The organism is Amycolatopsis sp. NPDC049252 (assembly GCF_043197175.1).
Taxonomy (GTDB): Bacteria; Actinomycetota; Actinomycetes; order Mycobacteriales; family Pseudonocardiaceae; genus Amycolatopsis.
Genome location: NZ_JBICSQ010000069.1, coordinates 15,040 through 34,614, shown reverse-complemented (window position 1 = coordinate 34,614; position 19,575 = coordinate 15,040). Strand labels below are relative to the sequence as shown.

Here is a 19,575-nt window from a genome sequence, read left to right as displayed (position 1 = left end):
CCAGTTCGGTTTGCGGCCCGGGACCGCGGTGGCGGCCGGGCTGGTACGGGTCACGGGTGGTCACCCGGGACCGGTGGGTCGATCCAGAACCTGCTGCGCTGGAAGGGATATCCGGGCAGCGGCACCCGGCCCGGTTCCGCGCCGTCGTGCCGGGCGGCCCAGTCGACGTCGCCACCGTTCACCCAGCGCGCGGCCAGTTCGTGGGCCGCACCGGGTGGCCCGGCGACGTCGGTGTTTTCGCCCAGCAGGAAGTCCAGGGCTTCGACGGCCTCCGCGGCGGTCGTCGCGACCACGGCGGCGCGGGCCGCGAACGCCCGGCGTCCGACGGCGAGGGTGTAGGCGACGTCGGCCAGGGGCGGCGGGTCGTCCGCAAGGCGGTCGTGCAGCCGGGAAAGCGCTTCGCGCAACGCTTTCGCGTCCCGCGCGGACACCGGCAGCACGTACGGGCCGTCGGCGGTGACCCGCGGCCCGGCGGCCGGCGCCTCTTCGACGACGACGTGGACGTTGGTGCCACCCATCCCGAACGAGCTGACCCCGGCGACCCGGCGTTCCACGTCCGGCCAGTCGGCGGCCTTCACCGGGACGTACCAGGGACCGCCGTGCAGGTCGACCTCCGGGTGCGGCGCGGTGAAGTGCAGGTTCGGCGGGATCACGCCGTGACGCACGGAAAGCACGGTCTTGATCAGCCCGGCCACCCCGGCGGCGGCGTCGAGGTGCCCGATGTTCGTCTTGACCGAGCCGAGCGCGCACGTCCCGGACGGGACGTCCCGGTAGACCCGGTTCAGCGCGGCCACCTCGATCGCGTCCCCCAGCGGGGTGCCGCTGCCGTGGGCCTCGACCAGCCGGACCTCGGCCGGGTCGACCTCGGCGACGGCCAGCGCTTCGGCGACGGCCGCGGCCTGCCCGGCCGCGCCCGGCACGGCGTACCCCGCGCGGTCGGGACCGTCGTTGGTCATCGCCCAGCCGGGCAGCACGGCGTGGATGTGGTCGTGGTCGGCGAGCGCGTCGGCCAGCCGCCGCAGCACCACGACCCCCGCGCCGGACCCGAACCCGGCGCCCTCGGCCGCGACGTCGAACGCGCGGCAGCGGCCGTCCGGCGAGGCGAGCCCGCCACTGCGGTACCGCGGCCAGGTGACGCTCACTCCCCCGGCGAGCGCCAGGTCACAGCGGTATTCGGTGAGGCTCTGGGCGGCGAGGCCGACCGCGGCCAGCGAACTGGAGCAGGCGCTCTGGACGGCGAGCGCGGGCCCGGTCAGGCCGAGCCGGTAGGCGACCTGGCCGGGCAGGTGGTCGGTGAGCTGGCGGCCGAGCAGCCGGCCCTCCCAGTCGTCCGGGTCGACGTCACCGGTCACCGCCGGGTTCCCGAACAGGTGGAACAGGAAGTAGCGGTTCACCCCGGCGGAGGTGAAGACGCCGACCGGGCCGGTCTCCCGCGCCGGGTCGCGGCCCGCGTCCTCCAAGGCCCGCCACGCCGTCTCCAGGAAGAGCCGGTGCTGCGGATCGGTGCGAGCGGCTTCGTCGGCGGTGAAGCCGAAGAACTCCGCGTCGAAGTCCTCGACACCGTCCAGCCGGCCGCCGGCACGGACGTGCGCCGGGTCACCGCGCAGGCCGGGCCCGATGCCGAGCGCGGCGAGCTCGTCGTCGGTGTGGTCGTGGATCGAATCGACCCCAGCGCACAGGTTCCACCAGAACGCCGGCGCGTCGGGCGCACCCGGGAACCGGCAGGCGATCCCGACGACGGCGATCAGGTCGCCACCGTCCATTTCCGACGGCGACCCGGCGGCCTGCGGACTGTCCGAAGTGGACTCACCGAGGTAGGCCGCCTGGGCCGCGACGGTGGGGTGTTCCAGCAGGCCGAGCAGCGGGACGTCGGTGCCGAACTCCGCCGCCAGCCGCTGCTGGACGCGGCCCAGCAGCAGCGAGTGCCCACCGACGTCGAAAAAGGCATCGGTGACGCCGAAACTCGCATGGCCCAGGACGTCGCGCCAGATCGCGTGGACCCGCTGCTCGGCCTCGGTCATGGGCGGGATCTCGGCAGGTGCGGACGGCCGCGGGCCCGGAAGCGCTTCCTCGTCGAGCTTGCCGGTGACGGTCAGCGGGAACGCCGCCACCACGATCACCGCGGAAGGCACGGCGTAAGCGGGCAAGGCCTCGGCCAGCGCCGACCGCAGGGCGGCCGGATCCGGCCCGGTGTCCTCGGCCGGGCCCGACGCGGTGACGCTCGCCGAAGCGGGCTGAGTGTCGCTCGCCGGAGCGGGCGAAGGGCCGACCGGCACCGCGGATCGGATATCGGCGGCCGGATCAGGCACGGCGCCAGCCGCCCCGGCAGACCCAACACCGCCCACCGAAGCAGACGAAAGACCAACCGGCACCGCGGATCGGATACCGGCCGCCGGATCACCCACGGCGCCACCCGCCCCGGCAGACCCAACACCGCCCACCGAAGCAGACGAAAGACCAACCGGCACCGCGGATCGGCTGGCGCTCGCCGGGACCACGTAGGCGAGCAGCTCACCGTCGCGGACGATGGCTCGCGCCTCCGCCACCTGCGGTGCTTCCGCGAGCTTCGCCTCGATCTCCGTCAGCTCGACCCGGAACCCGCGCACCTTGACCTGGCGGTCCAGCCGGCCGAGGCAGACCAGGTTCCCGTCCGGCAGCACTTCGCCCAGGTCGCCGGTGCGGTACGTGCGGAGCCCGTCCGCGGTGGTGCCGAACGCCGGGCTCGGCCGGTCCAGGTAGCCCTCGGCCAGGAACTCGCTCCGGACCTCCAGCTCACCACCTTCCAGCACGGTCAGCTCGTAGCCCGGCAGCGCGGTGCCGATCGGCAGCGGGCCGGTGGCGTCCGGGTCGACGTCGGCGCTGGTCAGGCGGTGGTGCGCGGCGAACGTCACCTCGGTCGCGCCGTAGCCGTTGACGAACACGCAGCCGTCGGCGAAGCGGCCGCGGCGGACGTCGGCGTAGGTCGACGGCTCGCCGCCCAGGAGCACCGTCCGGACCGACGGCAGCTCCCCCTCGAAGCTGTCGAGCAGGTGGCGGTAGACCGTCGGCGTCGAGTGGTAGATCGTCACCTCGTGCCGCGCCAGCTCGCGCGCGGCGTGCGCGACCCCGTGGACGCGCAGGTCCACGGGCACGACGGCGGCGCCGGTGAGCAGCGCCGGGTACAGGTCCGGGATCGCGGCGTCGAACCCGAAGGACGCGAGCAGGCTCAGCCGGTCCGCCGCGGTGATGCCGAGGCTCGCGATCTGGTTGTCCACCACGTGCAGCAGGTTGCGGTGGGTCTGCGCGAAGGCCTTCGGCGTGCCGGTGGAGCCCGACGTGAACAGGACGTACGCGGGCGTGTCCGGGTCCGGGTCGGGCACCGGCAGCGGCGCGGTCTCCGACCCGACCGGGACGACCCGGGCGGACCCGTGGTGGCACAGGGCTTCCGCGAGGGCGACGTGCTCGGCGTCGGCCAGCACGGCCGAGACGCGGGCGGCGTCGACCTGGTGCGCGAGCCGGTTACGCGGGAACGTCGGGTCCAGCGGGACGTACCCGCACCCGGCGGCGAGCGTGCCCAGGATCGCGGCGATCGCCCGCGTGCCGTGCCCGGTGACGAGCCCGACCCGGTCGCCCGGCCGGACGCCCGCGTCGAGCAGCCGCGCGGCGTGCCCGCCGGCGAGCCCCGCCAGCCGGGCGTAGCTCACCACCGCGTCGTGCTCGACGACGGCGATCCGGTCGGGCGACTGCCGGGCGATTCCTTCGAAACGTCTGATGCAGCCGGCTTGCGTCATCGCTCGAGCAGCGCCCGTTCCGACCGTGAACGGGCGCGCGGCAGCCAAAGCGGTGACGTCGACTTCATCTCACTCCCCAGTGCGATTCATGGCGAAGAATCACGCAAGGTTAAAGCTCACGACGTCCTCTGTGGATACGTAATCCGCAGAGTTGGTCCGAATGGACTATCGATCCGGGTCTCGACATGGGGTTTTCCCACGCGATCATCAGCGCCGCACGTCCGGAACGTCGACTTATGCCGCTCTGGCGACCACAGTGGACACCCGGCCGGCTACTCCCCGCAACGTCGCCGGAAAGGCATTCGCGCGGTCGGATATTCACCGACTCCCGTCGCGGAAAAGGACTCTCCGCACGGCACGTCGTGGCATTTTCACGAAATCGATCCAGAACCCGCCGGGCCCGTGCTAGCCCGCGTTCGCCAGCAGGCCGCCGCTCGCGGGCGTGTGCGCCATCAGGCACGCGTGGCACGGCATCCCGCGCAGACCGTCCAGCACCTCGGCGTCGCCGGGGCGGATCGACTCGCCGCACAGCGCCGTCAGGCGCTCGGGCACCGCGCCGGCGGGCGGGACGGGGATCAGGTGACAGACGCGTCTGCTCTCGCCGACGACGCCTCGGCGTAGCCGCACCAGTGCGAGCATCCCACCGTTTTCACCCATGATCGAAAGGTAGGGGAAAGATCCGGTGAAGACTTCGTGCCGGGGACCCAACGATCTTCGGCGCCGGTGGTCCGGGGCACCAAAACCTCAGGTGGCGGCCAGCACCGCGGCGCCGAGCCGGTGGCTCAGGCTCAGCGCGAGCTCGACGTCCAGCCGGTTCGCCCCGAGCGCCCGCGGCAGCAGCTCCTGGGCCTTGCGGACGCGGTACTGCACGGAGTTCTTGTGCATCGTCAGCTCGGCCGCCGCCGCGGTGTAGCTGCCGCCCGAGGCCAGGAACACGAGCAGGGTCTCGCGCAGCCGCTCGCAGTGCTCGTCGTCGGCGCTCAGCGGCCCGAGGGTGCTCGTCACCCACAGCCGGGCGGCGTTGAGGTCGGACGTCATCAGGGCCATCGTGCCGACCTCGCGGAAGGTCAGGACGCGGTCGCAGTGCTCGCCGGCCGCCAGCGCCAGCGCGTGCACCCGCAGGGCCTGGTGGTGGGTGTCGCGGAAGCCGTCGACGCCGGTGGCGGGGTCCCCGACGGTCACGCGGACGCCGGGGCCGGCCGCCGCGAGCACCTCGTCGAGGTGGGCGCGGGTGACCGTGACGCCGGGGCCGAGCGGCAGCCACACCCACGCGCTGGCTTCGTCGCGCGGCACGAACAGCGGACGGCCGTGGTCCTGGACGCGGCCGAGCACCGCGACCGCGGCCGCCTCCAGCACGGACAGCGCGTCGTCCGCCGAGCCCGTGTGCCAGAGGATCATCCCGGCGTGGGTGCCGCGCAGGCGGTAGCCGATGACCGTCTCGGCCGCGTCGACCGAAGCGGCGTCGAGCGGGCCGCGGTTCTCCCCCAGCAGGTCCTGCACCTTGGCCGCCCGCGCGGCACTCCGGTTGAGCAGCCACCGGTCGCGTTCGTCCTGGTAGACCGCGACCAGCTGCCGGGTCACCCGGGTGACGAACCCGAACACGACCTTCAGCAGCCGCCGCATCATCTCCCCGAGCAGCTCCGCCTCGCCGACCTGGCGGGTGCACTCCTGGAACCCGAAGTCCAGCATCGCGGCCTGTCCCAGCTCGTAGGCCCGGATCAGGTCGAACACGGGCGTGCCCCGCTGCGCCAGGCGCCGCGCGTACTCCAGGGCGGCGGCCGGCGCCTCGACGTGGGAGGGGTCGATGCTGTGCTGGAAGATCTGCAGCCCGGTCTCGATGTTCTGGTAGACGCTCGCGGTCAGCAGGCTCACCATGCGCTCGTCGTCGTGGACCAGCTGCGGCAGTTCGGCGGCGTAGAGCTGCACCAGCTCACCGGTGAGATCCCCCGCGCGGCCCGCCAGGGTGGCGGCGACCTGCCGGATGCGCTCCGAGACGACCTCTTCGTCCACCATGGAGCCACCTTAGAGGGCGACGATCATGCTTTCGAGGTGGCTCGTCGATCAATTCGAGTTCTGTCCCGGACAGGTTCGGGTCAGGGGCCGAGCGTCCCCGGCCGGCGGCGTTCCGGCGTGGCCAGGACGGCCCAGACCACCTTGCCGCCCGTCCACCGCCTGCTGCTCCCCCAGGCCCGCGCGGTCTGCGCGACGATCCGCAGGCCCAGACCGGGCTCGAGCAAGTCGGGGCGGTCCAGCAGGACCGCGGGCCGGGGGTCGTCGTCGCTCACCGCGATCGTCAGCAGTTCCTGACGCAGCTCCAGCCGCAGCCCCGGGAACGACGCCGTGTGCCGGGAAGCGTTGTCGGTGAGCTCGGCCGCGATGAGCGTGCCGTCGTACTCGAGGGCGGGGACGCCCCATTCGCGGGTCCGCGCGCTGACGAACGCCCGGGCCTGCGCGATCCCCTGTTCCCCGCGGGCGAGGGTCCGCTCGGCGCGGCGGCGGACCGGGTGGGGCAGCGCCCGCTCGGCGGTTTCGACGTCGGCGTGCACCGGCACGAACCGGTCCAGGCCGAACGCGTCGAAGGCCTCGACGTGCGTGGGCTGGCGGGTGACCAGGGAGAACGGAATGCCCGGCCAGCGTTCGAGCCGGGTGGCGACGAACGGGAACAGGCTCGGCGAGTGCCGTTCGAGGGCGAGGTCGTCGATGTCGGCGATGAGCCCCGGTGGGCTGTCCGCGGCGATCTTCAACAGGCCGTCGCGCAGGAAGGGGTACCCGGTGATGTCGAGCCGCCCGGTCACCACGACCAGCGCGCTCGCCTGCCGATTCCGCAGTTCCAGCCCGATGCCTTCAGGCACGCGCACCCGCTGAACGGCGCCGCGGCGCCTTCCTTCGCATGGGTGACACGCTAGTCCCCGCCCTGGACGGCGCAAAGGTGCAACCGGTCACGGCCCTCGCGCGTGTCCTTCCCGACGTCCGGGGAGGACAGCATGGAACCGTATCCGTTGCAGACCGGCGAACGCGTGCTCTGGGCGGGGGCGCCGGCGGTGCGCCGCCACTGGCTCTACGAAAACCACGTGCTGCTCTTCGGCACCGCGCTGCTGGTGGGCGGGTTCGCCGTACTCTCGATCACGCTTCCCCCTAAGGACGCGCCGGAACTCGGCCTGTTCGTGATCGTTGTCGTCGGGTTCGGGGCGACCTGGGGCCGGCGGCTGCGCAACCGGCGAGCCCGCCTGGACGTCGAGACGTACTTCGTGACCGACCGGCGGATCGTCTTCGTGGCGCAGTGGCCGACCGGCGCGGAGTTCCGCTGGGTGTGGCTCGCCCACCTGAAACCGGCACGGACCCGTGCCGGCGGCGACGGCACCGGGACCGTCACGTTCGGCACGCCCCTCGGCGTCCGGTGGCGTCTGCTCGGTACGCCGTACCAGGGCGCGTGGGTGCCGTTCACCCCCGAGTTGTGGGCGATCCCGGAGGCCGAACGGGTCGCCGCCTTGATCCGTCAGGCCCAGTCCGGGACGATTCCGAAAAGAGCCGGAAACATTCTCGAAACCCCCGGCGGACCACTCGGCTAACTGGTCTGGACCAGACTGGCGAAATGCCAGACGTCCGGATTTTCCCTTGCCCCACAAGGCGGTTAACCGGTAAAGCGGACCGGCCCGGCCTGCGGTACCTATTTCGCGCGTGATGTCCTGACGCGACTTTCGGGGGGTGTGGCGAATCCTGGCGGACCGGTATATGTGGTCTACCGAATCCGCGACGGCCGGCCTCACCGCCGGCCCGCCGGATGCCGCCCGCACCCGCTTCCCGGAGGAACCATGCACCGTCTGGCCCCGGCCCGCGAGCACGTCATCGGGCTCTACCGCATCGTCATCGGCTTCCTGTTCGCCTGCCACGGCGCCAAAACGCTCTTCGGCGTCCTCGGCGCGAAGACGGCCGCCGCCGTCGGGGCGTGGCCGGGTTGGTGGGCGGCGGTGATCCAGCTCGTCTGCGGCGTACTGGTCTGCGTCGGGCTCGGCACGCGGGTCGCCGCGGTGCTCGGCTCGGGCTCGATGGCCTTCGCCTACTTCACGGTGCACCTGCCGGCCGGTCTGCTCCCGATCCAGAACGGCGGTGAGGCCGCGACCCTGTTCTGCTGGGCCCTGCTGGCCATCGCGTTCGTCGGTCCGGGCCGCTTCGCCTTGAGCAACCTCCGTGCCCGGCAACGGACTTCGACGCCGGCGCACGACCGCGTCCGGGCGAACGAGCTCGCTTCCTGAGTCAGGGGCGGGAGATGCCGACGCCACTGCGGGCGTCGGCACCGTACTTCGCCAGTTCGCCCGCCAGGTCCAGCCGCCCGATCGCCTTGCTCTTGTCGCGGTCGGCGTCGGTCAGCAGCTCGCGCGGGATGATCCAGACGACCTCGAACTCGATCCCGCTGGGATCCTTGGCGTACAACGACTTCGTGGTGCCGTGGTCGGACGAGCCGACCAGCGCGCCCGCCGCTTCGAGCCGGCCGGCGACGCGGTCCAGGTCGCCGAGGGTGTCGACCTCCCACGCGAGGTGGTAGAGCCCGACCGACGTCTGCCCGGCGCCCGAGTCCGCGGCGTGCGCGCCGAGCTCGAACAGGCCAAGGTCGTGGTCGTTGGTCGAGCCCGGGGCCCGCAGGAAGGCCGCGCCACGGTGCGCGTCGCCGCCCTCGATGTAGTCGAAGCCGAGCACGTCCCGGTAGAACGCCACGCTCTCGGCCAGGTTCCGGACGTACAACACGGCGTGGTTCAGGCGAAAGATCGACATCGGCTCTCCTGGCCCGTGCTGCGCGCGCGAATCGGTTGAAGTTTCAACTTAAGGCTAGGCGCGAACGAGCGGCCGGTCAAGCGAGCGCGAGCGACTCTCGATCAGCACGAAAGACCCACTCTCAGTGGGCCTCGTGACCGACCGGGCGACAAACCTTCGACACCGCATCGAGGCCCTGGTCGGACGGCCCCGGGGTTCGTAAGGTGGTTGGACCGCAGGACATCGTGTCAGCTGTCCCGCGGGCGGTGGTGCCCCTGGATCCGACCTTTCCCCGAAGCCTCGCCCGGGGGCATCACCATCACCGCGTCACCTCAAGCGTCAACTGACCGTGCCGCTCTCCCACCACCAGCTCTGCGAGCCGTAGGCGTACTCGATCCGGCTGTCGACGTGCTGGTGCGCGTCCGAGAGCGTGTAGCGCTCCAGCCCGGAGAACCCGCAGGCCTCGGCGAGGACGTACACCTGGCGCGTGCTCAGGCCACTGACGTAGACGTCCGCCGCCGTGCCGTAGACGTGCATGCTGTTCGACGCGCCGCCGACCGCCTGGTTGTGCGCGATGCTGCGGAAGCCCGACGAGATCGTGATCGCCCGGTCGCCCGCCTTCGTCCGCAGGGCTTCGAGCTTGTACATCAGCCGCCGCACGTTCTCCTTGACCGTCACCGCGCCGACCTTGCCGCCACCGAATCCGGTGCCGTCGTTCGACGTGAACTCGCTGAATTCGAAGTGCGAGGTCGATCCGTCGGCGGATTCCAGAGCGTTGAGGGCCGCGAAGTCGTCCGCGTCGGCGACGCCGTTCGCGGTCAGGTGGTTGGCGGACTGGAACCGCTTCAGGGCAGCTTCGGTGCCGGGACCGAAATCACCGTCGACGGCGACGTAGGTCTGCCGCGGCCCGTCGGCGGCCCAGCCGGCGATCCGGATCTGCAGTTCCGTCACCGCGGCACCGGTCGAGCCGGACCGCAGCGAGGACGGCCACGAGTAGGCCGCGGCGACCCCGGGGAACACGGCCAGCGCGGCGACGCTGCCGGCCAGGGCGATCCCGGCCCCGGCGGCACCCCTGAGCAGGGTGCGGCGGTCGAAACCGGCGGATGGGCGGAACGGGCTCATCAAGGCCTCCGGGTACTCGGCTACGGGCCCGCAGCAGACACCCGGCGGCCAAACAACCGCCAACGCCCCGGCGGCCCCGCGCCGGACCTCACCGACCCCGCCGAGGTTCCCGTGAATTCCTGACGACGCTCACTCGCGGTCACCGGACACTGAGCCATCTCATTTACATACATGCTGTACGTATGTAATCTGGCGCCATGACACGAAGCGAATCACTGGGTCAGGAGCACCGGGTCCGGCTGCCGGCCGGCGAGGTGCGGTACTTCGAGCGGGGCACCGGCGCCCCCGTGGTGTTCGTCCACGGCGTGCTGACGAACGCGGAGCTCTGGCGGAAGGTGGTGCCGGACGTCGCCGCGGCCGGGTTCCGTTGTGTGGCCCCGGATCTGCCGCTGGGCTCGCACGACCTCCCGATGCGCGCGGACGCCGACCTCTCCCCTGCCGGCGCCGCCGACGTGATCGCGGACTTCCTGGACGCGCTGGACCTGCGCGACGTCACCCTGGTGGCGAACGACACCGGCGGCGCGCTCACGCAGATCCTGCTCAGCCGGCGTCCGGAGCGGGTCGGGCGGGTCGTGCTCACACCGTCCGACTGCTTCGAGTACTTCTTCCCGCCGATCTTCAAGCCGCTGCCGGCGATCGCGCGGATCCCCGGCTCGATGGCCGTGCTGGGCCAGCTGCTGCGGTTCCGCGCGCTCTACCCGCTACCGGTGTTGTTCGGCTGGGTGGTCAAGCGGCCGCTGCCCGACGACGTCGCGCAGGCCTACCTCGCGCCGCTGCGGAAGTCCGCCGGGGTGCGGCGCGACCTGCGCAAGCTCCTGCGGGACGTGCACCCGCGGCACACCCTGGCCGCCGCGGAGGCGCTGCGGACGTTCGACCGGCCGGTGCTGCTCGCCTGGGCGGCCGAGGACAAGCTGTTCCCGATCGGCCTCGCCCACCGGCTCGCCGCGCTGCTGCCCGACGCGAAGCTCGTCGAGATCGCGGACTCCTACACGTTCGTTTCCGAGGACCAGCCCGCCGTGCTGGCCCGTCACGTCGTCGAGTTCGCGGGCGTCATGGCAGATTAGGCGGGTGCGACGTACCCAGCAGGACCGTTCCGCCGGCACGAAGGCCGCCCTGGTCGCCGCCGCGCGCGAGCTGTTCGCCGCCCGCGGCTACCAGGCCGTCCCGGCCGACGAGATCACCCGCGCGGCGGGCGTCACCCGCGGCGCGCTGTACCACCACTACGCCGACAAGCAGGGCCTGTTCCGCGCGGTCGTCGAGGAACTGGAACGCGAACTGACCGAAGAGGTCGAAGCTGCGTTCGCCGAGGGCGCGGACCCGCTCACCGGCATGGCGCTCGGCCTCGGCGTGTTCCTCGACGCGTGCCTGCGCGAGGACGTCCGGCGCATCTCCCTCACCGACGCGCCGGCCGTGCTCGGCTGGGACGTCTGGCGCGAGATCGAGGCGGAGTACGGCCTCGGCCTGATCGTCAGCGTGCTGGAGCAGGCCAAGGCGGACGGCCTGATCGTCGAGCTGCCCGTCCCCGCGCTGGCGCAGCTGGTGCTGAGCGCGGTGATGGAGGCGGCCCGGATGATCGGCGCCGCGGACGATCCGGCGAGCACCCGCGCCGACGTCCAGCAGGTGCTCGGCGCGTGGTTCGCGAGCCTGCTCAAGAGCTAGCCGCAGGCGGGTTCGCCGGGTGGCCCGGCGCGGTGCGGACGACGCCGATCGCGGGCTGGGGCGGGGTCATCGGCCCGCCCCAGGCCCCCGCGACCGGCGTCGTGGTCCTGCTAGCCCGTGACGAGCCCGACGCCGAAGGTCTGCAGGATCTCGTTCACCGGCTGGAACCACGTCTCGCCGCCGGAGCTGCAGTTGCCCCAGCCGCCGGACGTGACACCCTGCGCCTGGTCACCGGTGATGAAGGAGCCGCCGGAGTCGCCAGGTTCGGCGCAGACGTTGGTGCGGGTCACCTGGTAGACGGCGCCCTGCGAGTAGTTGACGGTCTCGTTGAGCCCTTCCACCACACCGCAGTGCCAGTGCGTCGTCGAACCCGAGCGGCACACCGAGGTGCCGACCGGCGCGACCCAGGAGCCGCGGACGATCGCGTCGCTGACCGTGCCCCAGCCGAGCACGACCGGCGCGGTCCACCAGCCGTTGCCGATCCGGATGAACGAATAGTCGTTGCCGGGGAAGGAAGAGCCGACGAACGTGCCCATCGCCGAGCCGTCCCAGCCGACGACCGAGCTGCCCGCGCCGCCGCAGTGGCCGGCGCTGACGAACCCGCCGTTGACGGAGAAGCCGATCGAGCAGCGGGTGTTGCCGTTGATGTAGTACGGGTCGCCGCCGACGGTCCCGGCCGAGAACGTCTCGGCCTTCGGCGCCGACGTCACGGTGACGGGGCCGGCTTTGCGGGCCTGCGCGACAAAGGCGTCGACGTCGGCGCCCTGTGCGCCCGGCCGCAGGGTGACGACGACGCTGCCGGTACGCGCGTCGGTCCGCCAGCCGGTGACGCCGGCCGGGGCGGCCTTTGCCTTGGCCGCGGAGTCGATGGCGGCCTTCGCCGCGTCGAGCTTCGCCGCGCTCACGGTCGCGGTCGTCGGCTCGGCACCGGCCTGCCGGACGGCGGCGGCCGCGGCGGGATCGGTCACGCCGACGACGAGCTTGCCGAGCGCGGGGTCGAACCAGGCCCCGCCGAACGCGGCACCGGCGGCGCGCTGCGCGTCCGGCAGCACCCGCGAAGCGGTCATCTCCTGCCCCAGCCGGGTTTCGGCCTGGGCGGCGGTCAGGCCGAAATCCCGCTGCATGGCGGCGATCAGGCCGGGTGAGGCCTGCGCGACGGCGGGGGTGAGGGCACTGCTGGCGAGACTGGCGGTGAGGACGGCGGCGCCGCCGAGAGCCAGGGCGATTCTTCGACGCATGGGGACTCCTCCGGGGGACGGGGGAAAGAAACACACTGTCCGCCGAGTGTGCGGCCGGGTCCGGGCCAGGTCCAGAATTGTCCGGTTTTCTGTCCGGAGTTAGCAGGAGCGAACGACTGTCCACTGCGGACTGAACAGCTGGATAACTTGTGCCCCAACGGTTTTGTCGGCGCGCAGAAATAGCGCGAACCGGTCCCGCCGGTCCGCGCCGCGCGTGGGCAACCTCCGTTACAACGTTGTAAAAGGTCTGAACCAAGTAGAGCACAGACCCGCCCGCCCCGGCCGAAACCAGAGTCGGCAGGGCAGCAGAGGTGCATGACAGTCCCCTGCGCGGGCGCCGTTCCCACCGCGAGCGAGCACCACTCCGCCCGATGACGGCCTGGCGCGCCGCTGCCGACATCGCGCGAGGAGTGGTCGCGAGGACACTGTCCACGTCTCCGCGGTGCCGAAACCGTGCCGCGGCCGATCCCGCAGCGCGACGCAAAGCCGACGTCGTGCGAAGTCCGTCGCGACGCCATTGCCCCGTCCCCGCGCCGCGCCCACCCACAGCCCCACGCAATGCCAACACCACACCAGGCCGGTAGCGACACCACCGTCCCCGCCTCCGCGGCGCCGGCCCAGCGCGACGCAACGCAGACATCGCACCAGGCCGGCCGCGACGCAGCCGCCCTGCCTCCACCATGGCCACCCCGCGGCGCGATGCCACTGTCCCCGCCCTCGCTGTGACGGCTCCCGCAGTGCGACGCAATGCCGACAACGCACCAGAGCCGGTCGCGACGCCACCGCCCTGCCGCAGACCCCGTGCCAAGGCCCGTTGACAGGGCCATCCGCGCCGCGCCTGAATCCGATTTCCTATAGGATTCAGCGATCAGGGGATCGGTGGCAGTCGTCACGCGGGCCGAGGCTTTTCTCGTAGATGTCGCGGTCGAGCAGGCCCGCACCGACGCCGTGCAGGCGTTCCTGTCCCAGGAGACCGTCTTCGTCGAGGTGAGCACCGGCGGCAGCGGGCTCGGCTACTCCTACACGATCGGCACCGGCGGCAGCTCCGTCGTCGCCCTGCTGCGGGACCACCTGCTCCCCCGGCTCGTCGGCTGTGACTCGCGGCTGGTCGAGCCGATCTGGCGGGACCTGTTCGCCATCACCCGGGCCACGACCGTCGGCGCGATCACGTCGCTCGCGCTGGCCGCCGTCGACACCGCGCTGTGGGACCTCAAGCGCCGCCGGGCCGGCGAACCGCTGTGGCGCGTTGCCGGCGGGTTCCGCTCTACGACACCGAAAGCGGCTGTCTGCACCTGAGCACCGAAGAGCTCGTCGCCGGCGCGAAGGCCGCCGAAACCGCCGGCTGGGGCGGCGTCAAGATCAAGGTCGGCAAGCCCACGGCCGGCGACGACTTCGAACGGCTCGCCGCGGTCCGCGAAGCCGCCGGCCCGCGGTTCGACCTGATGGTGGACGCCAACCAGTCGATGACGGCCGCCGAGGCGATCCGGCGGGCGGCGGTGTTCGCGCCGCTGGACCTCTTCTGACTGGAAGAGCCGCTGCCGGCCGACGACGTGTCCGGGCACGCCCGCCTCGCCGCGTCGACACCGTGCCGATCGCCGTCGGCGAGTCGCTGTACCCGGTCGCGCAGTTCCGCGACTACCTGCACCTCGGCGCCGCCTCGATCGTGCCGTCCGACGTCGCCCGGGTCGGCGGGATCACGCCGAAGCCTTCAACGTCGAGGTCTGCCCGCATTTCCTGATGGAACTGCACGTCACCCTGGCCGCGGCCGTCCCGAACGGCCGTTACGTCGAGCGCATCCCGCAGCTGCGCGCGATCACGCGCACCGAAATGACCGTCGAAAACGGGCACGCGGTACCGCCGGAATCACCCGGCCTCGGAATCGACCGGGACCGCGACGCGATCGACGACCGCCGCGTTTCCTGATCCCGGGGAAAAGGCGCGCTTCCGCCCGGCCACCCGAATGGGCGACCGGGCGGAAGCGGCCGGAAAATCAGATCTCGTCGACCTGGTAAGCGACCACCCGAGCCGGGACCAGCAGCGCGCCGGTGCATTCCGCGACGGCCGGACCGAATCCGTAGGGCACGAAATTGCCGACCACGTACCAGAAGGCGCTGCCGTTCGAGCAGTGCGCGATCACCCGGTAGCCGTAGCCCTCACCGGGGAAGCAGCTGACGGAAACACCCTCGCCGAACAGCACGCCGTAACGCTCGCCGAAACAGCCGGGTGGTGCGAAATCGCTGCCCGCCGCGGCCGCGGTCCCGACCGTCAGACCGAACAGGGAAAAAACTGCGACGGCGAGTGCCGCCAATTTCCTTCGCATGACCACTCCTCAGCGCGGAGAACCCCGACCCGATGAAGCCTAGAAGTGCGTGAGAATTACCGGCAATTCATCGGGCAAGTGAACCCCGCGCAGCGGAACGTCACCACACTGCTCCATCCGGGCGAGGCCGGACCCCCGGCCGATCGCGGAGGGGTGACGACCGCGGGCCGTTCTTCGATTACCGGCACAAACACGATCACGGCCCGCGTTCTTCGCCGCGTAGCCGGCCTTGTCCGCGACGCCGAGCACCTATCCCTAGGCCGCCCCGCCGCCACACCGATCGACACCGATGCGCACCTCGCCGTCACCCACCATGACCTCCAGGCTTCGCGACGCCTCGCGGATCCGTTCGGCCGGGTCGTGGATCTGCACCTCGACCGCCGCGTGGAGCACGTGTCCTCAGTGGACGGTCAAGAGGAGCTTCAGTGGGCGAACGCCGTCAGGAAGCGGTCACGGAACGAGTCCATCTTCCAGACCGGCGCCTGCGCGGCCGGGTGCAGCCCGTCCGTCCAGCCCCAGCCGGAGATCCGGTCCAGCACCTTCGGGTCCTTCGCCACGATCGTGATCGGCACGTCGTGCACCGCGCCCTGCGGGGTCACCACCGGCGGCTGGTGGTCGCCGAGGAAGACCAGCACCAGGTTGTCGTCGCCGTAGTGCTGCACGAACGAGATCAGCGTCTTCAGCGAGTAGTCCGTCGCGTCCCGGTAGGCGTCGCGGATCTTCGCGGGGTCCTTCCAGACGGACTCGGGCGCCTCCCCCGCCCCCGGCTGGGGCGCGAAGACCGAGCCGTCGCCGACCTGGTTCCAGTCGACCAGCCAGGGTCGCGGCGACCACGGCGCGTGGCTGGAGACGAGGTCCACCTCCGCCATCACCGGCTTCTGGGCCGACTTCGCCAGTTCGTTGCGCTGCAGCATGGAGAACGTGTACTGGTCCGGCATCGTGGCGTAGGCGAAACCCGGGCCTTGGTAGCCGATGTTCCGGAAGTCGTAGTAGGCGTCCGGGTGGTAGAACCGCTGACCTTCCGGCCAGTCCTTGGTGTGCGCGGGCACGTCCCAGACGGTTTTCCAGCCCGCCTTCTGGAAGGCGCCGCCGAGGGTCAGCCGGTCGCTGCCGAGGAGGCTGTTGTAACGCTGCTGGTTGTCGATCCACATGCCGGACTCGACGGTCGAGTGCGCGAGCCAGCTACCCCCGCCGAACGTCGAGGAGGAGAGGAACGCGCTCTTCGCGCCGATGCCCGCCGCACGCAGCTGCGCGGTGCCCTCATCGAGCGTCGCGCCGATCTTCGGGGCGAACTCCGGGTCGTCGAGGGCGATCCGGCCGTAGCTCTCCACGAACGTGAGCACCACGTTCTTGCCGCGCAGCCCGGCGAGCAGCTGGTCGCCGGGGGTGTTCCGGAAGGCGTCGTCGGCGGCCAGCTCGCCGAACGGCCGCTGTTCCCGCAGGTCCGTGCTCACCTGGCGCAGGTCGTCGTAGGCCAGCGCGGCGGCGTTCTGGGCCGCGATCGGCTGGCCCGGCGCGATCTCCACGCCGAACACCGAGCAGACGATCCAGATCACCCCGAGCACGGCCAGCACCCGCGTCGCACCGGTCCGGCGCCCGGCGGCGATGCGGGTCAGCCGCAGCATCGCGAGCACCGTGAAGACGATGACGGCGATCGCGAGCAGCACCGCCCCGGCCAGCGAGGCGTACGCACCGGCGTCGCCGATCTCCCCGGCGAGGAACTCGACGCCGGCGGTGAAGAAGCTCCAGTCGTAAACGGGGTCGAACGGCTTCTCCAGCGTCGCGTAGAAGCCCGTGTCGAGCGCTTTCATGACGGTGAGCAGGCCCAGCACCAGCCCGGCCAGCACGGCGACGACGCGCCGCGGTCGCGGCGGCAGGACCAGCACGAACGCGGCGATGATCAGGCCCTCCACCGGCACGCGGACCAGGGCTTCCGGCGAGAACGAGTTGAGGTCGTCCGGCGCGAGGAACGCGAAGAGCACCAGGAGCGCGGCCAAGGTGGTCACCACCACGCCCGCGACGGCGTGCCGCCGGGCGGCCCGCGGCAGGCCGAAGTCGGGCAGCGCCGTACCTCCGTCCGGGGTGCGGCGTCGGACACGCCGCGGGTGCGGCAGACCGGTGGTTCCCATCATGGCGCGGCCTCACATCACGTTCACAGGGGTCGGCCGCCGAGCCCGTGCGGCGGGGACGGCGGTCCTCACCGCATATACGGATCGTGGCGGTGCGTGGTTCACGCACGCCACGACGTCAGGCCGCGGGTGGCCAAAGGTACTCCTTTTCCGGGACGATCCGGACGATCAGCCGTGCGGCACCGGGTTCCGGGGGTGGTGTTTCGCGCAGCAACGCCTTTTCCGGATCGGCGGCGATCTCGCCGCTCCCCCGGATCTCGACGTAGCGGCCGGCCCTCGATCGTGCTGAAGACGACGGACGACTGCGGCCGGCCGTCGGGGTTGGACGTGGCGAGCACCGCGTGTGCGGGCCGTCGAGGACTTCACGGGCGGCTTGGGTCAGGGAAATGCGGTTCATCTCCGTTCCGACCGGGTGCGGGCCCGAAAGGAATCGCCTTTACCCGATGTCCGTGGTCTCAAACCGGGAACGCCGTCTTTCACCCACGAAAGAGCCGCGATACCCCCTACCGGGGAAGGAAATCGGCCGTTCGGTTGCGGGCCGGTCGGGCGGGTGTTTTGCTCGGGACGACCGAAGCCCCGCTGATCCGAATGGAGGCCCTACCGATGAGTCTTTTCGACAAGGCGAAAGAGGCCCTTGGCAACAATCCCGACAAGGCCGACCAGGGTGTCGACAAGGCCGCCGAAGCCGCGAAGGGGCGGTTCGGCGAGCACGCCGACAAGATCGACCAGGGCTCGGACAAGGTGAAGGACTTCCTGCACAAGCAGGGCGGCGGCCAGCAGGACGCACCGCCGCAGTGACGCGATGCCGGTGATCACCCAGCCGTCCGGGCGAAGCACGCTTCGCTCGCGCCTCGGCTGGGTACCACCGGCTCCGTGGTCGCCACCTACCTCGTCCCCGTCCGGACTGCCCTCTACCTCTTCCCGCTCATCGCGCTGGTCGTCATGCTGCCGGCCGCGTTCGTCAGCTACCGCCGCCGCGGGCGCGCGGGAGGATGGACGACGGTCGTCTTCTACACCTTCGTCTTCTACCTCCTGGCGATCGCCACGCAGACGATCCTGCCGCTGCCCGACAACCCCGACTTCTGCGCCGGGCACAGCTACGCGAGCTCTCCCCAGTTGCGGCCGTTCTACTTCGTCGAAGTCGTGTCGCAGCGCGCGCGTGGCCACTGGAGCCCGAGCGCGATCCTGCACAACCCGGCCATCTGGACCACCGCGCTCAACGTCGTGATGCTGGTCCCGTTCGGCCTGTTCCTGCGCTACGCCCAGCGGATGCGCGCGGTGCCGACGATCCTGGCCGGATTCGGCCTCTCCCTGCTGTTCGAGCTGACGCAGCTGACCGGGTTGTGGTTCGTCTACCCGTGCCCGTACCGCCTGTTCAGCGTCGACGACCTGATCCTGAACACCGCCGGTGCCGCGCTCGGGTGGCTGATCGCCGGCCCGCTCGGCCGGGTGCTGCCCGCGCTGGAGCCGGAACACGACCGGCGTCGCTACGCCACGAAGGTCACCTTCACCCGGCGGCTGTTCGCGCTGGCCACCGACCTGCTCGGGTTCGCCGCGCTGCTCGGGTTCCTCTTCGGCCTGCTGACGCTGTTCGGCGAGGACATGCGCCACCGCGACACGCCGGTCGTCATCCTCGCGATCGTGTGGTTCGTGGTGCTGCCCGCGGTGACCGGGTCGACGCCGGGCAAGCGGGCGATGCTCCTGCGGGTCGCCCGGCGCAGCGGCCGCCGGGCCGGGCCGATCTCGCTGCTGGTCCGCAACGGCGTCCTGCTGTCCCCGCTCTGGCTGACCTGGCTGCTGCTCGACCTGGACCGGTGGGACCTCGCGAACCATCTCGAACAGCTGCTCCTGCCCCTCGCGCTGGCCGCGTCCGTGTTCGTCGTGCTGGTGTGGACGCCGCTGGCCGTGCTGCTCGACGACGAGCACCGCGCACCCTACGAACGGCTGACCCGGACCGTGAACGCCGCGATCGTGCCCTCGGCCGCGGGCACACCGCCCGACCCGGCCCCCGCGCCGGCCCGGACCGAGGAAGTCCTTAAAGGACGGTGACGGGCACTGCGCTGCCCTGATCGGGGGGCGCTGGTAGATTCTTCGAGCGGGTTGAGCCGCCAGCCCGCCGTCAGTCGATTCCGTCCCCTCCTGGAGCACAACCCATGACCACCGACGCAACGCGGCCCCGGCAGCGCGCCTCCGGTGAAGGCTGGTCGTTGGACGAGCACGAAGCCGGGGACGTGACCGTCTTCGTCCTGCGTGGCGAGTTCGACCTGGCCGTCTCCGCGAAACTCGCGGACCTGCTGCCGGCGGACCCCGGCGCCCGCCGGATCGTGCTGGACATGACCGGCGTCGAGTACTGCGACTCCAGCTGCCTGCAGGTCCTGCTGCGCCTGGGTACCCGGTTGCAGGAAGCCGGCGGCCGGTTCGCCGTCGCGACCACCGTCCACGCCGTCGTCCGGCCGATCGAGCTGCTGGGCCTCGGCGACGTCATGCCGCTGCACCCGACGGTCGACGCCGCCCGCTCCTCCTGGGATGATGAGACATGACCACCTCCAGTACCCGTGTGGGTGAGCCCGGTTCGGGGCACCCCGGAG

The 19,575-nt window shown here is 71.6% G+C and carries 20 protein-coding genes and 1 pseudogene; 10 read left to right on the top strand and 11 right to left on the bottom strand.

What is annotated here, in order from left to right; translation table 11 throughout:
- Nucleotides 1-50 precede the first annotated feature (50 nt).
- The 4 genes from ACGFMK_RS39005 to ACGFMK_RS38990 all read right to left on the bottom strand — a co-directional run bounded on the left by ACGFMK_RS39005 (nucleotide 51) and on the right by ACGFMK_RS38990 (nucleotide 6,622).
- On the bottom strand, nucleotides 51-3,770 hold the full coding sequence (locus ACGFMK_RS39005; RefSeq protein ID WP_392774199.1) for a beta-ketoacyl synthase N-terminal-like domain-containing protein: 3,720 nt from the start codon (nucleotides 3,768-3,770) through the stop codon (nucleotides 51-53).
- 405 nt (nucleotides 3,771-4,175) lie between these two features.
- Complete coding sequence (locus ACGFMK_RS39000) at nucleotides 4,176-4,427, bottom strand: hypothetical protein (protein ID WP_392774197.1); 252 nt, start codon at nucleotides 4,425-4,427, stop codon at nucleotides 4,176-4,178.
- An 87-nt stretch (nucleotides 4,428-4,514) separates the two neighbouring features.
- Nucleotides 4,515-5,783 carry a PucR family transcriptional regulator gene (locus tag ACGFMK_RS38995; protein ID WP_392774195.1) on the bottom strand — a complete coding sequence of 423 codons (1,269 nt, stop codon included), beginning with the start codon at nucleotides 5,781-5,783 and terminating at the stop codon, nucleotides 4,515-4,517.
- An 80-nt stretch (nucleotides 5,784-5,863) separates the two neighbouring features.
- Entirely contained in the window at nucleotides 5,864-6,622 is a 759-nt protein-coding gene (locus ACGFMK_RS38990; RefSeq protein WP_392774193.1) for an ATP-binding protein, read from the bottom strand.
- Between the two features lie 132 nt (nucleotides 6,623-6,754).
- On the opposite strand from ACGFMK_RS38990, the gene ACGFMK_RS38985 reads away from it, so the two are divergent.
- Both ACGFMK_RS38985 and ACGFMK_RS38980 read left to right on the top strand, forming a co-directional pair.
- The gene (locus ACGFMK_RS38985) at nucleotides 6,755-7,339 is read left to right on the top strand and encodes a hypothetical protein (protein ID WP_392774191.1); all 585 of its coding nucleotides are present in this window, start codon (nucleotides 6,755-6,757) and stop codon (nucleotides 7,337-7,339) included.
- Between the two features lie 243 nt (nucleotides 7,340-7,582).
- Nucleotides 7,583-8,023, top strand: a complete 441-nt coding sequence (locus ACGFMK_RS38980) for a DoxX family protein (protein ID WP_392774189.1) — start codon at nucleotides 7,583-7,585, stop codon at nucleotides 8,021-8,023.
- Between the two features lies 1 nt (nucleotide 8,024).
- Here ACGFMK_RS38980 and ACGFMK_RS38975 read toward each other — a convergent pair whose 3' ends face one another.
- Together ACGFMK_RS38975 and ACGFMK_RS38970 are read right to left on the bottom strand one after the other, a co-directional pair.
- Nucleotides 8,025-8,540, bottom strand: coding sequence for a VOC family protein (locus tag ACGFMK_RS38975; protein WP_392774187.1), 516 nt, complete (start codon nucleotides 8,538-8,540; stop codon nucleotides 8,025-8,027).
- Between the two features lie 318 nt (nucleotides 8,541-8,858).
- On the bottom strand, nucleotides 8,859-9,641 hold the full coding sequence (locus ACGFMK_RS38970; RefSeq protein ID WP_392774185.1) for a D-Ala-D-Ala carboxypeptidase family metallohydrolase: 783 nt from the start codon (nucleotides 9,639-9,641) through the stop codon (nucleotides 8,859-8,861).
- Between the two features lie 197 nt (nucleotides 9,642-9,838).
- Between ACGFMK_RS38970 and ACGFMK_RS38965 the strand changes: the two genes are divergently transcribed.
- The gene (locus ACGFMK_RS38965) at nucleotides 9,839-10,705 is read left to right on the top strand and encodes an alpha/beta fold hydrolase (protein ID WP_392774184.1); all 867 of its coding nucleotides are present in this window, start codon (nucleotides 9,839-9,841) and stop codon (nucleotides 10,703-10,705) included.
- A 4-nt stretch (nucleotides 10,706-10,709) separates the two neighbouring features.
- Nucleotides 10,710-11,300 (top strand): TetR/AcrR family transcriptional regulator, encoded by a 591-nt coding sequence (locus ACGFMK_RS38960; protein ID WP_392774182.1) that lies wholly within the window; start codon nucleotides 10,710-10,712, stop codon nucleotides 11,298-11,300.
- 110 nt (nucleotides 11,301-11,410) lie between these two features.
- On the opposite strand, the gene ACGFMK_RS38955 is transcribed toward ACGFMK_RS38960, so the two are convergent.
- Nucleotides 11,411-12,538 (bottom strand): S1 family peptidase, encoded by a 1,128-nt coding sequence (locus ACGFMK_RS38955; RefSeq protein WP_392774180.1) that lies wholly within the window; start codon nucleotides 12,536-12,538, stop codon nucleotides 11,411-11,413.
- Between the two features lie 879 nt (nucleotides 12,539-13,417).
- Between ACGFMK_RS38955 and ACGFMK_RS38950 the strand changes: the two genes are divergently transcribed.
- The 3 genes and pseudogenes from ACGFMK_RS38950 to ACGFMK_RS38940 all read left to right on the top strand — a co-directional run bounded on the left by ACGFMK_RS38950 (nucleotide 13,418) and on the right by ACGFMK_RS38940 (nucleotide 14,461).
- The gene (locus ACGFMK_RS38950; RefSeq protein WP_392774178.1) at nucleotides 13,418-13,834 is read left to right on the top strand and encodes a hypothetical protein; all 417 of its coding nucleotides are present in this window, start codon (nucleotides 13,418-13,420) and stop codon (nucleotides 13,832-13,834) included.
- The gene (locus tag ACGFMK_RS38945; RefSeq protein ID WP_392774176.1) at nucleotides 13,777-14,061 is read left to right on the top strand and encodes an enolase C-terminal domain-like protein; all 285 of its coding nucleotides are present in this window, start codon (nucleotides 13,777-13,779) and stop codon (nucleotides 14,059-14,061) included. The genes ACGFMK_RS38950 and ACGFMK_RS38945 overlap by 58 nt, the downstream gene beginning before the upstream one ends.
- A gap of 62 nt (nucleotides 14,062-14,123) precedes the next feature.
- A pseudogene (locus ACGFMK_RS38940) lies at nucleotides 14,124-14,461 on the top strand (enolase C-terminal domain-like protein).
- Between the two features lie 67 nt (nucleotides 14,462-14,528).
- Here ACGFMK_RS38940 and ACGFMK_RS38935 read toward each other — a convergent pair.
- The 4 genes from ACGFMK_RS38935 to ACGFMK_RS38920 form a co-directional block, all read right to left on the bottom strand.
- Nucleotides 14,529-14,858 carry a hypothetical protein gene (locus ACGFMK_RS38935; RefSeq protein WP_392774174.1) on the bottom strand — a complete coding sequence of 110 codons (330 nt, stop codon included), beginning with the start codon at nucleotides 14,856-14,858 and terminating at the stop codon, nucleotides 14,529-14,531.
- 255 nt (nucleotides 14,859-15,113) lie between these two features.
- Complete coding sequence (locus tag ACGFMK_RS38930; RefSeq protein WP_392774172.1) at nucleotides 15,114-15,251, bottom strand: hypothetical protein; 138 nt, start codon at nucleotides 15,249-15,251, stop codon at nucleotides 15,114-15,116.
- A 29-nt stretch (nucleotides 15,252-15,280) separates the two neighbouring features.
- Nucleotides 15,281-16,990, bottom strand: a complete 1,710-nt coding sequence (locus ACGFMK_RS38925) for a sulfatase (protein ID WP_392774170.1) — start codon at nucleotides 16,988-16,990, stop codon at nucleotides 15,281-15,283.
- Nucleotides 16,991-17,105: 115 nt separating this feature from the next.
- Nucleotides 17,106-17,384 carry a hypothetical protein gene (locus ACGFMK_RS38920; RefSeq protein WP_392774168.1) on the bottom strand — a complete coding sequence of 93 codons (279 nt, stop codon included), beginning with the start codon at nucleotides 17,382-17,384 and terminating at the stop codon, nucleotides 17,106-17,108.
- A 206-nt stretch (nucleotides 17,385-17,590) separates the two neighbouring features.
- Between ACGFMK_RS38920 and ACGFMK_RS38915 the strand changes: the two genes are divergently transcribed.
- The 3 genes from ACGFMK_RS38915 to ACGFMK_RS38905 all read left to right on the top strand — a co-directional run bounded on the left by ACGFMK_RS38915 (nucleotide 17,591) and on the right by ACGFMK_RS38905 (nucleotide 19,527).
- Nucleotides 17,591-17,785, top strand: coding sequence for an antitoxin (locus ACGFMK_RS38915; RefSeq protein WP_247052111.1), 195 nt, complete (start codon nucleotides 17,591-17,593; stop codon nucleotides 17,783-17,785).
- A gap of 75 nt (nucleotides 17,786-17,860) precedes the next feature.
- Nucleotides 17,861-19,036 carry a VanZ family protein gene (locus ACGFMK_RS38910; RefSeq protein ID WP_392774166.1) on the top strand — a complete coding sequence of 392 codons (1,176 nt, stop codon included), beginning with the start codon at nucleotides 17,861-17,863 and terminating at the stop codon, nucleotides 19,034-19,036.
- A gap of 104 nt (nucleotides 19,037-19,140) precedes the next feature.
- Nucleotides 19,141-19,527, top strand: a complete 387-nt coding sequence (locus tag ACGFMK_RS38905; RefSeq protein ID WP_392774164.1) for an STAS domain-containing protein — start codon at nucleotides 19,141-19,143, stop codon at nucleotides 19,525-19,527.
- Nucleotides 19,528-19,575: the final 48 nt, after the last annotated feature.

Excerpts from the sequence above, each read along its gene's own strand:
- ACGFMK_RS39005 (WP_392774199.1), bottom strand. The coding sequence starts at position 3,770 with ATGACGCAAGCCGGCTGCATCAGACGTTTCGAAGGAATCGCCCGGCAG.
- ACGFMK_RS39000 (WP_392774197.1), bottom strand. The coding sequence starts at position 4,427 with ATGGGTGAAAACGGTGGGATGCTCGCACTGGTGCGGCTACGCCGAGGC.
- ACGFMK_RS38995 (WP_392774195.1), bottom strand. The coding sequence starts at position 5,783 with ATGGTGGACGAAGAGGTCGTCTCGGAGCGCATCCGGCAGGTCGCCGCC.
- ACGFMK_RS38985 (WP_392774191.1), top strand. The coding sequence starts at position 6,755 with ATGGAACCGTATCCGTTGCAGACCGGCGAACGCGTGCTCTGGGCGGGG.
- ACGFMK_RS38980 (WP_392774189.1), top strand. The coding sequence starts at position 7,583 with ATGCACCGTCTGGCCCCGGCCCGCGAGCACGTCATCGGGCTCTACCGC.
- ACGFMK_RS38975 (WP_392774187.1), bottom strand. The coding sequence starts at position 8,540 with ATGTCGATCTTTCGCCTGAACCACGCCGTGTTGTACGTCCGGAACCTG.
- ACGFMK_RS38970 (WP_392774185.1), bottom strand. The coding sequence starts at position 9,641 with ATGAGCCCGTTCCGCCCATCCGCCGGTTTCGACCGCCGCACCCTGCTC.
- ACGFMK_RS38965 (WP_392774184.1), top strand. The coding sequence starts at position 9,839 with ATGACACGAAGCGAATCACTGGGTCAGGAGCACCGGGTCCGGCTGCCG.
- ACGFMK_RS38955 (WP_392774180.1), bottom strand. The coding sequence starts at position 12,538 with ATGCGTCGAAGAATCGCCCTGGCTCTCGGCGGCGCCGCCGTCCTCACC.
- ACGFMK_RS38935 (WP_392774174.1), bottom strand. The coding sequence starts at position 14,858 with ATGCGAAGGAAATTGGCGGCACTCGCCGTCGCAGTTTTTTCCCTGTTC.
- ACGFMK_RS38925 (WP_392774170.1), bottom strand. The coding sequence starts at position 16,990 with ATGATGGGAACCACCGGTCTGCCGCACCCGCGGCGTGTCCGACGCCGC.
- ACGFMK_RS38920 (WP_392774168.1), bottom strand. The coding sequence starts at position 17,384 with ATGAACCGCATTTCCCTGACCCAAGCCGCCCGTGAAGTCCTCGACGGC.
- ACGFMK_RS38915 (WP_247052111.1), top strand. The coding sequence starts at position 17,591 with ATGAGTCTTTTCGACAAGGCGAAAGAGGCCCTTGGCAACAATCCCGAC.
- ACGFMK_RS38905 (WP_392774164.1), top strand. The coding sequence starts at position 19,141 with ATGACCACCGACGCAACGCGGCCCCGGCAGCGCGCCTCCGGTGAAGGC.